General features: G+C 72.8%; 8 protein-coding genes. 1 reads left to right on the top strand and 7 read right to left on the bottom strand.

Features of this window, described 5'->3' with window-relative positions:
- The first annotated feature begins 154 nt into the window (after positions 1-154).
- Positions 155-988, top strand: a complete 834-nt coding sequence (locus AB0L33_RS30740; protein WP_365686627.1) for a PIG-L family deacetylase — start codon at positions 155-157, stop codon at positions 986-988.
- 63 nt (positions 989-1,051) lie between these two features.
- Here AB0L33_RS30740 and AB0L33_RS30735 read toward each other — a convergent pair whose 3' ends face one another.
- From AB0L33_RS30735 to AB0L33_RS30705, 7 genes are all read right to left on the bottom strand, one after another.
- On the bottom strand, positions 1,052-2,560 hold the full coding sequence (locus tag AB0L33_RS30735) for a DUF4246 domain-containing protein (protein ID WP_365686625.1): 1,509 nt from the start codon (positions 2,558-2,560) through the stop codon (positions 1,052-1,054).
- Between the two features lie 72 nt (positions 2,561-2,632).
- Positions 2,633-4,348: a PP2C family protein-serine/threonine phosphatase gene (locus AB0L33_RS30730; protein WP_365686680.1), complete on the bottom strand. Its 1,716-nt coding sequence runs from the start codon at positions 4,346-4,348 to the stop codon at positions 2,633-2,635.
- 106 nt (positions 4,349-4,454) lie between these two features.
- A complete protein-coding gene (atzF, locus tag AB0L33_RS30725; protein WP_365686623.1) occupies positions 4,455-6,158 on the bottom strand; it encodes an allophanate hydrolase in 1,704 nt (567 codons plus the stop codon).
- Positions 6,155-9,736, bottom strand: a complete 3,582-nt coding sequence (uca, locus tag AB0L33_RS30720) for an urea carboxylase (protein ID WP_365686622.1) — start codon at positions 9,734-9,736, stop codon at positions 6,155-6,157. Before uca ends, atzF begins: the two co-directional genes overlap by 4 nt.
- Before the next feature lie 30 nt (positions 9,737-9,766).
- Entirely contained in the window at positions 9,767-11,425 is a 1,659-nt protein-coding gene (locus AB0L33_RS30715; protein WP_365686621.1) for an allantoin permease, read from the bottom strand.
- A gap of 77 nt (positions 11,426-11,502) precedes the next feature.
- A complete protein-coding gene (locus tag AB0L33_RS30710; RefSeq protein ID WP_365686619.1) occupies positions 11,503-12,243 on the bottom strand; it encodes a GntR family transcriptional regulator in 741 nt (246 codons plus the stop codon).
- 144 nt (positions 12,244-12,387) lie between these two features.
- Positions 12,388-13,377 carry a polysaccharide deacetylase family protein gene (locus AB0L33_RS30705; RefSeq protein WP_365686617.1) on the bottom strand — a complete coding sequence of 330 codons (990 nt, stop codon included), beginning with the start codon at positions 13,375-13,377 and terminating at the stop codon, positions 12,388-12,390.
- Positions 13,378-13,608 lie beyond the last annotated feature (231 nt).

The following is a 13,608-nucleotide window of genomic DNA, read 5'->3' as shown; positions in this document are numbered from 1 at the left end:
ATGTCACCGCCGAGGAGGCCGGGCGGCCGGTTCCGGCCAGATGGATCGGCCGCCCCGGGAACACCGGGCACAGTCCGTGCGGTTGCACCGACCGAGGGTGCGGCGAGTCCGCGGCGCCCCCGTACCGCATGCTCGCTTCCGCTGGAGGACTGTGATGACTGACCGGCCGCTGACCCTTATGGCCGTGCACGCCCACCCCGACGACGAGGCCACCGGGACCGGGGGCGTGCTCGCCCGGTACGCGGCGGAAGGCATGCGCACGGTGCTGGTGACCTGTACCGACGGCGGTTGCGGTGACGGACCGGGAGGCGTGAAGCCGGGCGATCCCAAGCACGATCCTGCGGCCGTCGCCGCGATGCGCCGCCGGGAGCTGGAGGCCAGTTGCGAGGTGCTCAAGATCAGCGATCTGGAGACCCTCGACTACGCCGACTCCGGGATGATGGGCTGGCCGGCCAACGACGCCCCCGGCTCCTTCTGGGGGACGCCCGTCGAGGAGGGCGCCGCCCGGCTCGCCGAGCTGATGCGCCACTACCGGCCCGATGTGGTCGTCACCTATGACGAGAACGGCTTCTACGGTCACCCCGACCACATCCAGGCCAACCGGATCACGATGGCAGCGCTGGAGCTGACCGACCTGACGCCGAAGGTCTACTGGACGACGGCCCCGCGCTCGATGATGCAGCGCTTCGGGGAGATGATGCGCGAGTTCGGCGAGGACCTGCCGGAGCCCGACCCCGAGGAGGCCGCCGCGATGGCGGAGATCGGCCTGCCCGACGACGAGATCACCACCTGGGTCGACACCACCGCGTTCAGCGGCCAGAAGTTCGACTCCCTGGCCGCGCACGCCAGCCAGGGCGAGAACATCTTCTTCCTCAAGATGGGCAAGGAGCGGTTCGGCGAGCTGATGGGCGTCGAACCCTTCGTGCGCGTCAGGGACACCACCGACGCCCCCCTCCCCGAGAACGACCTCTTCGCCGGACTGCGCTGACCTCCGGCCGTCCCACCGCGTCCGCCGGCCCGCCCCTGCCCGGGGGCGAGCCGACGAACGTGCTCAGTGCTCGCAGAGGGAGAACTCCCGCTCGAACAGCTGCTCGTTGTGCTCGTCCACGAAGAACTTGCGCTCCCGCATGAGCTCCTCGCGGTACGCCTTCGCCTCGTCCAGGGTCATGGTCGAGGTCGCGGCCCAGGGCTGCTGCGGCTCCACGTCGGAGGTCGAGACGATCGTCTCCGACGGGTCCACCAGGAAGAACGCCAGGATCTTCCGGTACCCGGCGCGGCCCGGGTCCGCGAGGCGGAACGAACCGACCCGGTGCTGGAGCATGTTGGGGAACGCCAGACAGCGTCCGGCCGGGGTCGAGGCCGAGCCCAGCACCTGGTTCAGCGCGCCCTCGCTCTCCAGGCCGTACACCTCACGCACGCCGGTGTGGTCGCTCTGCTCGTAGTCCGGATCGTCGACCGCGGTCCGGAAGGCCAGCCGGCTCTCCGTGATGTTCTCGCTGTCCCAGTAGTAGATGCCGGTCGACACGATCCGCTCGTTCAGCATCCCCTCGACGTGCCAGGAACCTCGGGCGTACTCGGGCTTCTCCGGCGTCAGGTGGATGGTCGCCAGCTTGGCGATGACCTGGAGCCGACGGCCGCTCAGGGAGACCCGGTCGGCCTCGTCGGCCGGCTCGGGCGCGGTGAACTCCGGGGCGTCCGGGACGACCGGACGACGATCCCGGTACCAGTCGTCCAGGGCCCGTTCGTGCGCCATGACCGCCTCTTCGTAAGCCTCCGTGTCGCTGAAGTCGTCCTCGTCCGGATAGTCCGGCTCCGAGTCGTACCACCCGTACGGGTCGGCCTCGATCCGCAGGGCCCGCGGACGGCGCAGATCGGTGAGCACGTTCTCCCACAGCGGGAGCATCCGGGTGAACAGCTCCGGGAGGACGGCGGCCAGCTCCCGGTGGTCCTCGGGGTGGACGTTGTTCACGTACGAACGGAAGACGGCCTCGCCGTCCGCGCTGACGTCGACGTCCGTGGGCAGCCACTGGAACCGTTCCGAGAACTCGTACTTCGAGTAGCGGTTCGCCGGGTTCTCCCAGGCCCGCTCCGGGCCGCCGCTCACGTCCCGCACCAGGCAGAACAACGAGGGATGCACCAGGTCGAGGACCTGGCCGTCCGACCCCGGATGCCAGTCCTTCTCCTCCTCGGGGACCTCCTCCAGCACCCGTACCGCCTCACGCAGCCGCGACCGCAGCTCCGGCTCGATCAGCGTGTCCGACTGCCAGACCCCGTCGACGGCCGAGACCTCGATGCCGGTCCGGGCGTCCCGCAGCCGTGCGTAGTGCGCGAGCTCGGCCAGCACGTGGCGCACCTGCGCCTCGGTGAGGCCCTGGTCGATCGCCTCCCGCGTCCACTTGGCGGATATCGCCGCGTCGTGCATCTTCTCGAACCACCCCGGCTTCGCCCGAAGGGTCGCGCTGCACGCGATCATCTCCAGCTCGCGCAGGGTGCGGGGCTGCGCGGAACCGCCGGCGCGGGAGGTGTGGAACGGCAGCGGAAAGGCGGACAGGCCAGTCAACTCTCTTGGTCCTTCCAGGCGGTGAGTGATGGCCGGAACACTACGGGAGCCCACTGACACCGTCTGCGCCGGTCACGGCCGGCGCAGGGCCAGGAGCGTCGCGTCGTCGGTGCGGTGGTGGCCGTCCATGCGGGCCACGAGCCGTTCGACGTAGTCCTGGAGCCTGGCGTTGCCGGGGTTCGGCGCGGACTCCCGGAAGCAGCTCTCGGCCGCGCGGAGGAAACGGAGCGCGTCCTGGTCGGGGTCGGCCGGACGGCGCTCGGTCAGTCCGTCCGAGTACATCAGGACGATGTCGCCCCGCTCCAACTTCGTCTCGCTGGCCTGGTACGAGGTCCCCGGCAGCACGCCCAGGGTGAGCCCGGGCCCTCCGGCGGGCGCCGGCAGCTGAGCGGCGCGCCCGTCGCGCAGCAGCACCGGGCGCGGATGCCCGGCGCAGGTCCAGCGGAGCAGGGCGCGCTCGGGGTGGTAGCGGGCGACGATCGCGGTGGCGGTGGATTCCCGGGCGTCCGCGCAGGCCACCTCGTTGAGCCACTCCGTCAGCCGCTCCACGGACTCCGAGGTGTACGCGAGCCCCGCGAGCGCGTAACGTAGCTTGGCCATCAGGGTGACCGCGTCCAGGCCGTGGCCCCGGGCATCGCCCAACGCGAGCAGCAGCCGCCCGTCGGGCAGCCCGCGGGCCTTGTACCAGTCGCCGCCGACCCCGGCCCCGGGCGCGTCGGGGCGGTAGACGGCCGCCGCCTCCAGGCCGTAGCTGTCCAGCTCGTCCTGGAAGTGCGGCAGCACGGCGTCGCGCAGGACACCGGCGATCTCCGCGACCGCTTCGGCGCGCTCGTGCTCGCGGCGCGCGTGGCGCTCGGCCCGCTGTGTCGCCTCCCGCCTGCGCCGGTCCGTGGTGACGTCGGTCAGGACCGCCCGCAGGGCCCACACCAGGCCGCCGGGCACGATGCGCACGGGCTCGGCGACCATGCGGAAAATGCGCTCGCTGCCACGGAAGCGCAGCTCGCACTGGGTGACGCGCTTGCGCAGGAGGACGTCGTACAACGTCTGGTACAGCGTGGACAGGCAGTCCGGTGTGGTGGCGGCGGCCAGGTCGGACAGGCTGGGCACCGGGACGTGCTCCGGCAGACCCAGCACCTGGCGGAACCCCCGGGACGGCTGGATGCCGTCGTCGGCGAGATTCCACTCCGCCCAGCACGTGCGCACCAGCTGCTGGGCCGCCGCGGCCATGCTGAGGCGGCCGCCCGGTTCCCAGGTGAGCAGGAAGTGGTGGCCGCAGGGCGCGATCCGGACCTCCGCGCTGACCCGCACCGGCCCCGTGCGCGCGTTCACCAGCCACTCCACCGTGTCGCTCTGCTGCGGCACGCCCGTGCGGTGCGCGTCGGCCAGCATGCGCGGGATGGCCGTGGCGGCCAGCGAGGGGACCCGTTCGAACAGCGACACCGGCCCGGTCCACGGGGGCAGTGCCTCGCCGGGAAACCGGGAGTCGGCGTCGGCGCGGGCGGTGGCGTTGCGGGCGAGGAGGACGACGTCCCGGACCTCGCCGTCCTCGCCGAACACCGGGGCCAGCAGCAGGGCCGCCACCGGGAGGGCGTCGAGCACCTCCTGACCGGTGGGCGGGTGATCCACGACGGATTCCGGGGCCCGGGGCACGGCGTCGGGCGCGGGGGGCCCGTACCGCTCGGCGTACCGGGTGACGCGCCGGCGCTGGGCGTCCAGCAGCGCCCGGATCGCCTGGAGTTCCAGACGCGCGCGTGTGCCGCCCGCGGGAGGGGGTTCGTCCACGGGCATGTCGAGCCTCTCGGTGCGGGTGTACGGGCGGCGCCGGAACAGCATCGGGGCGCGGGACCGGGCGCGCCACTCGGTGTACGCCGGGTGGCGGCGGCCGCCCGTCCCCTCAGGCGTTCACCGCCTCCAGGTAGGCGCGCCAGCCGCGGTGCTCCGTGATGTCGGTGCCGCCCGCCGCGGCGAGCGGGTCGCACTGGAAGCCGAGGACCCAGCTGCCGTCGTCGAGTTCGACGCGCCCCAGCGACATGGGCGCCGGCAGCGCCGCGAGGAAGCGCCCGAGGGCGCCGGGCGACAGGAGCCAGCGCTCACCCGCGATCGCGGCCCCGGCTTCCGGCCCCGCACGGACGAGGCCCGGTTTGGGCGGGGTCGTCGCGAGCGCCGTGAGCCGGTAGGACGCGGCGGTGGTCACTTCACCCGCGTATCGCGCACCGGAGTCGGTGAGCTGATGGTTGAGCGGCTGTCCGGTCAGGTGGGCGCCGAACACGGCGAGGGCGATGCCCACGTCCGGCAGGGGGTGTGGTCGCTGTTCCCCGGTGAGCAGGGCGGCGATGTCGATGGCCGGCTGGTCCTCGAAGGCGCGGGTGATGACGCTGACCCCGAACGGGCTGCCGTCCGCTTCCCCGGCCGGGACCGCGACGGCCGCCATGTCGAGGAGGTTCACGAAGTTGGTGTAGGTGCCCATCCTGGAGTTGACCCCCACCGGATCGGCCAGCACCTCGGCGATGTCCGGATGCCCGGTGGTCGTCGGCAGCAGCAGCGCGTCGTAGCCGGACAGAAGCCTCGCCGCTCGCACCCGGTACCGGTCCAGCCGTTCCTGGTCGGCGGCCAGCGCGTGGGCGGGCAGAGTGGCGGCGGCGAGAATGATCCCGGCGACCGTGGGGTCCACCGCCGAAGGACCCTCCGCGAGGAAATCGCCGACGGCCGCGTAGCGTTCGGCGACCAGCGCCCCGTCGTAGAGCAGCCGGGCTGCCTCCAGCAGCGGTGACACGTCGACCACGGCGGTCGTGGCGCCGACCGCCTCCACCTGCTTGACGGCCGCCGCGAACGCGGCGCGCCCCCCGGGCGACAGCGGGGCGAGGTCTTCGTCCCGGGGCACCGCGATCCGGGGCCGGGCCGGGGCGGAGAGGCGGACGTCGTCGGGCCAGATCCGGCCACGCGGGTCGCCCCTGTCCGGTCCCGTCATGACGCCCATGGCCGTCTGGGCCTCGGTGAGGGTGCGGGCGAACACCGTGACCGCGTCGTAGGGGCGGGCGGCGGGGAGCACACCGGTGGTGGGCACGATCCCCAGCGTGGGCTTGATGCCGACGATGCCGTTGAGGGCGGCGGGGACGCGGCCCGAGCCCGCCGTGTCGGTGCCGAGCGCGATGTCCACGATGCCGAGGGCCACGGCGACCGCCGAACCGGAACTGGATCCGCCGGAGATCTTCTCGGGGCGCAGGGCGTTGCGCACGGCACCGTACGGGCTCCGCGTCCCGACCAGGCCGGTGGCGAACTGGTCCAGATTGGTCTTGCCCAGCAGGAGCGCGCCCGCGTCCAGCAGCCGCTGTACGGCTGTCGCGGACGCGTCCGGGACGTAGGCGAAAGCGGGGCAGCCGGCCGTCGTGGGCAGGTCCGCCACGTCGATGTTGTCCTTCACCGCGAGCAGGACGCCCGCCAGCGGCAGCGGCTTCCCGGTGGCCGGCCGGGCGTCCAGGGCGGCGGCCTCCGCCAGGACTTCCTCCTCCGGCCGCAGGTGGATCCACACCTCCGGCCGGCCGGTCTCGGCGATGCGGCGGTAGGCGGTGGTGACGCGTGCGACGCAGCTCTGGGTCACGCTGCTTCCTCTCGTGCGACGACGGCCAGCGGCGTGCCGGCGTCGATCTGCTGTCCGGGGGTGACGAGGACGTCGGTGACGACGCCCTGCGCGTGGGCGCGCACCACGACCTCCATCTTCATGGCTTCCAGGACCAGAAGTGCCTGTCCCGGCTCGACTCGGGTGCCGGGCCCGGCCTCCACCTTCCACACGGTGGAGCTCAGCGGGGCCTCGACCAGGCCCGAGCCCGGTGGGAGGGCGAGCGGGGCCGTGACTTCGGCGGCCGGCTCCGGTTCCGCGCGCGGGGCGAACTCGCCCGCCGCTTCCCAGGCCCGCCGCTCGGTCTCGAAGGCGGCGGACTGGCGGTCGCGGAAGGCGGCGATGTCCGCCGCGTTCTCCCGCAGGAACGCCTCGTGCTCCGCGAGCGAGAAGACCCCCGGACGGATGTCGAGAGCGGTGCGCCCGGCGGCGAGGTCCCCCCGGATGTCCAGGAGTTCGGCCGGATCGACGGGATGCCACACGATCCGGTCGAAGAACCGCAGCAGCCACGGCGTGCCGTCGGCGAAGGAGCGCGGCGGGCGCAGACCGCCCCACACCGGGACCGTCCGGCCGATGAGCTGATAGCCGCCGGGACTCTCCATCCCGTAGACGCACAGGTAGGAGCCCCCGATGCCCACACCGGCCTCCGCCGTCCAGGTGCGCGCCGGGTTGTACTTGGTGGTCACCAGGCGGTGGCGGGGGTCGAGCGGGGTGGCGGCCGGGGCGCCGAGATAGACGTCGCCGAGCCCGAGGACGAGATAGCGGGCGGCGAAGACCGTACGGCGTACCTCCTCGACGCTGTCCAGGCCGTTGATACGGCGGATGAACTCGATGTTGGACGGATTCCAGGGGGCGTCCCCGCGCACCGAGGCCGCGTAGCGGTCGATGGCCTCCGCCACGGTCGGGTCGTCCCAGGACAGCGGAAGGTGGACCTCCCGGCTGGGCACCCGCAGATCGGCGGTGGCCGGCAACAGGTCCTCGGCCTCCCGCAGCAGACCGAGCAGGGTGCGCAGCGGCAGCACGTCCGGATCGGTGTGCAGATGCAGCGAGCGCACGCCCGGAGTGACGTCCACGAGACCGCGCGGCGCGAGCGCTCGTACGTGCTCCGCGAGGGCGTGGACGCGCATCCGCAGGCCCAGGTCGAGGGTCATGGGGCCGTACTCGACCAGGATGTTGTCGTCGGCGCCCCGCCGGTAGGTGACCTCCGGGGCCGTGCCGTCGGCGGGGCGGCGGCCGAGCACGCCGTCGTCGCCGTCCGGGCCCCCGGGGGCCGGGAGCGTGAGGAGCGCCGGGGTCCGGCGCAGGGCGTCGGCGGTCTGCTCGGTGACGGGCACGAACTGGACGGTGTCGCCCGGGCGCAACTGGCCCGTCTTCCACCGCTCGCCGCGCACCACGGTGACCGGGCAGGCGAAACCGCCCAGGCTCGGCCCGTCGGGGCCCAGGATCGCCGGGGTGTCCCCGGTGAGGTTGACCGCGCCGACGGAGTACGCGGTGTCGTGCACGTTGGACGGATGCAGCCCGGCCTCGCCGCCGTCCGGACGGGCCCACTCGGGGCGGGGCCCGACGAGACGCACCCCGGTGCGCGCCGACTGAGCGGAGACCTTCCAGTGCGTCCCGTACACCGTCGCGATGCCCTCCCGGGTGAGGAAGTCCGGGGCGGCGTGCGGCCCTTCGCTGACCGCGATGCGCCAGTGCGCGGCGAAGTGCGGGCGCGAGGCGGCCGGGACGGGGGCGGGCGCCGGCGCAGCTGCCCCGGGCCGGTCGGGCCGCAGCACGTCACCGGTGCGCAGGGCGCGGCCCGCGTGGCCGCCGAAGCCCCCCAGGGTGAAGGTGGCCGCGCTGCCCAGGTAGGCGGGGACGTCGAGGCCGCCACGCACCAGGACGTAGGTGCGCATCCCCGGGCCCCGTGCGGTGCCGACGTCCAGCAGCTGACCGGCGGCGAGCTCGACCGGCTCCCACATGGAGGCCGGGCGGCCGTCCACGGTGACCGCGGCGGGGGCCCCGGTGACGCAGACGGTGGCCGGCGCGGAGAAGCGCAGCGCCGGGCCCTCCAGCGTGCACTCCAGGCCGGGGGCGCCCTCCGGGTTGCCGACCGCCCTGTTGCCGAGGCGGAACGAGAGGTCGTCCATCGGGCCGCCGGGCGGTATGCCGACCTCCCAGTGGCCGGTGCGCCCCGGCCAGTCCTGCACCGTGGTCTGGGCACCGCCGCGTTCCACGTCGATGCGGGGGCGCGGATCGCGCAGACCGGCCAGGGTCGCCGTGGTGTGCCGGGCGTCGAGCACGACCGGTTCGCGGCAGGCGGCGCGCAGCAGCCCCAGGTTGGTCTCCACCCCGTCCACCACCGTCCCGTCCAGGGCCTCGGCCAGCCGGGCGAACGCCTCCGCCCGGGTGTCCCCGGTCGCGACGACCTTGGCGAGCATCGGGTCGTACGCCGAGGAGACGTGCTGCCCGGTCTCCGCCCAGCCGTCCACCCGTACGCCCTGCGGGAATCCGACCCGGGTCAGCAGGCCCGAGCTGGGCCGGTGGTCCCGGGCCGGGTCCTCGGCGTAGATCCGCGCCTCGACCGCGTGGCCCCGGGCGGGCGGCTCCGTCAGGAACCCGCTCTCGCCGCGCGCGAGGCGCAGCATCCAGGCGACGAGGTCGATGCCGTGGATCTCCTCGGTCACCGGATGCTCCACCTGGAGGCGGGTGTTGACCTCCAGGAAGTACGCCTCCTCGCGCACCGGGTCGTAGACGAACTCCACGGTCCCGGCCGACCGGTAGTCCACCGAGGCGCACAACTCGCGGGCGGCGGTGTGGAGTACGGAGCGCAGGCCGGGCGGCAGGTCCGGGGCCGGGGCCTCTTCCAGCACCTTCTGGTTGCGGCGCTGGAGGGAGCAGTCGCGGTCGCCGAGCACCACGACGGACCCGGCGCCGTCCCCGAAGACCTGTACCTCGACGTGGCGGGCGCGCTCCACGTAGCGCTCCAGGAAGACCCCGCCGTCGGCGAAGCTGCCACGGGCCAGCCGGGACACCCGGGCGAAGGCGTCCCGCAGCTCCGCGGGCCCGGCACACGCCTGCATGCCGATGCCGCCTCCGCCGCCGGTCGCCTTGAGCATCACCGGATAGCCGGTCCGCTCCGCCGCGCGCAGGGCCTCCTCCTCGTCGGCGAGGAGCCCGCTGCCGGGCAGCAGCGGCACGCCCGCCGCGAGCGCCGCGGCCCGTGCGGTGTGCTTGGCGCCGAACACCTCCAGCTGGGCGGGCGTGGGGCCGACGAACGCGAGGCCCGCCTTCTCCACGGAGGCGGCGAACGCCGTGTTCTCGGACAGGAAGCCGTAGCCGGGATGGACCGCCCCGGCCCCGGTGGCGAGGGCGGCCTCCAGGACCGCGTCCGCGCGCAGATAGCTCTCGGCGGCGGGGGCGGGGCCGAGGCGCACGGCCTCGTCGGCGAGGCGGACGTGCGGGGCGGTGCGGTCGGCGTCGGAGTACACGGCCACCGTGCGCAGGCCGAGGGCTTCGGCGCTGCGGATGACCCGGCAGGCGATCTCGCCGCGGTTGGCGATGAGCAGGGTGTCGAACATGACGGCAACTCCTGGGTACGGGGCCGGGGTTCAGGCGAGCGGAGGCTGTGCGGGCAGCACGTGGTCACCCACGCCGTCGGTGCTCAGGCAGAGCGAGCAGACGACCGCGTCATGGGTGGCGCAGGCGGCGAGGTCGGGGCGTTCGTACGACTGGTGGCAGACGTGGCAGTCGTAGGTCACCGCGCTCGGGTTGCCGTCCGCGTCGAGCATCGGCTCGTCCAGGCCGTCGTCGGTGCGGCGCAGGTAGTAGCGGCCCTTGGTGACAAAGGCGACCAGGGGCGTCAGCACGAAGGCGATGACGGCGGCGGCGACGGGGGAGTACGGCTGGAGGGTGTCGCCCAGCGCGTGGAAGTACATCGCGATCGACAGGCCGGAGGCGGCGGTGAACGCGACCACGCCGACGGGGTTGACCGCGTACAGCATGCCCCGGCGGAACTCCGGCCGGAGCGGTGAGATCCGCAGCAGGTACTTGTTGACGCCGATGTCGGTGGCGACGGTGACGATCCAGGCGATGGCGCAGTTGGAGTAGAAGCCGAGGATGTCGTTGAGGAAGCTGAACATGTCGGCCTCCATCAGCGCGAGCGCGAAGCCGAGGTTGACCAGCACGAAGACCAGCCGGCCGGGGTAGTGCCGGGTGACCCGGGTGAAGGAGTTGGTCCAGGCGAGCGAGCCGGAGTACGCGTTGGTGACGTTGATCTTGATCTGGCTGATGACCACCAGGACCACGGCCAGCGGGACGACCAGCCAGGACGGCATCATCGCGTCGAAGGCGCCCCGGAACTGCTGGATCGGCTCGGGCGCGGCGGTGGCTCCCACCTTCGCGATGATGTACACGGCGAGGAACACCCCGATGGCCTGCTTGAGCGCGCCGAGCACCACCCATCCGGGTCCGGCCATGACCACGGCGGCCCACCAGGTGCGCTTGTTCGCCTCGGTCTTCGGCGGCATGAAGCGCAGGTAGTCGATCTGCTCGCCGATCTGCGCGATGAGCGAGAGGCACACCCCCGCACCGAGGAGCACGGACGCGGTGTCGATGCCCCCCTTGCCGTCGGTTCCGGCGTACGAGAGGAACCGGTCGACGGTGCCGGGGTCGGTGGCGACCAGATAGACCAGGGGGCCGACCATGAGCAGCAGCCAGACCGGCGTCGTCCACACCTGGAGCTTGCTGAGCGCCGACATACCGTAGATCACCAGCGGGATGACCATCAGCGTGGAGACCAGATAGCCGAGCCAGAGCGGCAGTCCGAGGCCCAGTTCCAGGCCCTGCGCCATGATCGAGCCTTCGAGGGCGAAGAAGATGAAGGTGAAGCTGGCGAAGATGACACTCGTGAGGACCGAGCCGTAGTAGCCGAAGCCGGAGCCCCGGGTGATCAGGTCCAGGTCGAGGTTGTACCGGGCGCCGTAGTAGGCCAGCGGGAAGCCGGTGGCGAAGATGACGACCGCGGCGACCGCGATGGCCAGCAGCGCGTTCCCGGTGCCGTGGGCCAGGCCGATGCCCGCGCCGATCGAGAAGTCGGCCATGTAGGCGATCCCGCCCAGGGCGGTGGTGGCCACGACCGCGGGGGTCCAGCGGCGGTAACTCCTGGGCGCGAACCGGAGGGTGTAGTCCTCCAGGGTCTCGCTCGTCGCCCGGCTCTTGGTGGGGGCGGTCGGTGGTGTGGACGTCGCACGTGACTCGGTCGTACTCATGGGCAGCCCTTCGGAGAGCGGTGTACGGAGGGAAGGCCGTGCTGAGGACGGGGCGGACGTCGTCGGCCGCCGGGGTTTCAGAGGCGGTCGGCGTGCAGGGCCATCTGCGTCATGGCGCGCCGGGCCCGTTCGAGGACGACGGCCATGGAGTCGCCGACATGGGCGTGCAGGGCGCGGTGGCCGTCGTCGAGGCGTCCGTCGCGGACGGCCTCCATGATCTCGATGTGCTCGGTGACCGTCGTCCCGATCCGGTCCGGGGTGAGGAAGTCGTACATCCGGACCCGGCGGATGCGCTCGCCGACGGCCACGAGGGCGTCCGTCAGGGCGGGGTTCCCGGCGGCGCGGGAGAGCTCGGCGTGGAAGCGCTCGTCCTGGACGACGAAGCGGGGATCGGGGGCCGGGGGCCGCTCGCGCATGGCGTACCAGCGGTCCAGTTCGGCCTGGAGCACGGCCGGGTCGTGCCGCACGGACGGGTCCTCGATGGCGCGGGCGATGCCGCGCAGTTCCAGGGTGACGCGCAGTTCGTAGAGGTCGCGCAGCTGGGCCAGGTTGGGGATCGTGACGAAGAAGCCGCCGTCCCCGCGTTCGATCAGGCCGTCCGCGAGCAGGCGGGCCAGGGCCTCGCGCACCGGGGTCCGCGAAACGCGGAAGCGCGCGGCGAGCCGCGTCTCGGCCAGCCGTTCGCGCGGCCCGAACCCGCCGTCGAGCACGGCCGCGCGCAACTGCCCGTACACCGTCTCGCGGAGCGAGGGCACGGGCTCCGCGCCCGGCGCCGTGTCCGGGGGCGTATACAGCGTCGTATCCAGCGTCGCATCCATGGGCGGAGACGCTAGGAACCGGTTGTTTCACCGGAGTCCACGGCGGGGTGAACGACTGGTTTCCGGCAGCTCACCCCGTTCCGGGGGCACGGCGAAGCGCCCCGCACACGGGTGCGGGGCGCTTCACCATGGGGGACGGGCGGTTCAGCCCGCGCTGCAGGAGACCGTGGGCCAGGTCCAGTTGCCGTTGGTCTGGATGGTCACGCCGAAGTTGTTGCCGCTGCCGTTGGGTTTGGCGGTGAGCACCTGGGCGCTGGGGTAACTGGCGCTGATGTTCCAGGTGGAGAGGATCTTCTCCGGCGACGGCACGTTCATCGTCACGGTCCAGTTGCTGGAGCCGGAGACCGCGACGTTGAGGTTGTAGCGGTCGCCCCAGCTCTGGCCCGCGGACAGGGTGGCCGTGCAGCCGCCGGTGTTCCCGCCGTCGCCTCCGCCGCTGCTGCCGTCGGGGGCGACGGCCCGCCCGGTCTGCGGCGAGATCATGCCGGAGCACAGGCCTCGGGAGGCGAGCGACTGGGCGATGCGCGGAATGGCGGCCAGGGTGTTGGCGGGCCACTCGTGCATCAGGATGACCTGGCCGCTGGAGAGGCGCGACACGGCTTGGACGATGGCGTCGGTGCTCGCTCCGTTCCAGTCCTGCGAGTCGACGTCCCAGATCACCTCCGTGAGCCCGTACTTGGCCTCGACGGTCTTGAGCGTGGCGTTGGTCTCCCCGTACGGCGGCCGGAACAGCTTCGGTGTGCCGCCGCCCGCGGCCGCGATGGCCTGCTGGGTCCGGGAGAGCTCCGAGTCGATCTGCGCCTGGCTCTGCTGGGTGAGGTGGGGGTGGGTGTAGCTGTGGTTGCCTACCCACATGCCCGCGTCGACCTGGGCCTTCACCTGCGCCGGGTACGCGGCGGCGAACTGCCCCTCGTTGAACATGGTCGCCCGCAGGCCGTTCTGCTTGAGGGCGTTGAGCAGGGCGGGGGTGTGGTCGTTGGACGGGCCGTCGTCGAACGTCAGGCCCACGTATCCGTTGCAGGCGGCGGCCTGGGCCGGGGCGGCGGCCGTGGCGGTAAGACCCAGCGAACTCGCCGCGGCGAGCACGAGCCCCGCCGCCAGGGCGGCCGGGCGGCGGTGGAATCGGAGACGCATGAACTGTCCTCCAGGTTCAGGGAGTTCCGGCCGCACGGGCGGTACGGCCGGGCCTGAGCACGGAGTTTTTGGTCCCGTCGGGTGACTGTCAATAGTTTCGGCAAGTATTTCGAAAGCGTCGGTCCGATGCGGCACCCGGTTCGGAGGAAAAGGTGCACTTCAGCGGGCACGGGGTGCTGTGCGTCGGCAGGTCGCGAATGCGTGACGGGCCAAGGTGGCGTCCTCGCGGGA

The sequence above is a fragment of the Streptomyces sp. NPDC052299 genome, assembly GCF_040679335.1.
In the GTDB taxonomy this organism is placed as follows: domain Bacteria; phylum Actinomycetota; class Actinomycetes; order Streptomycetales; family Streptomycetaceae; genus Streptomyces.
The sequence above is the reverse complement of the archived record's forward strand: the minus strand, read 5'-3'. Positions and strand labels throughout refer to the sequence as shown.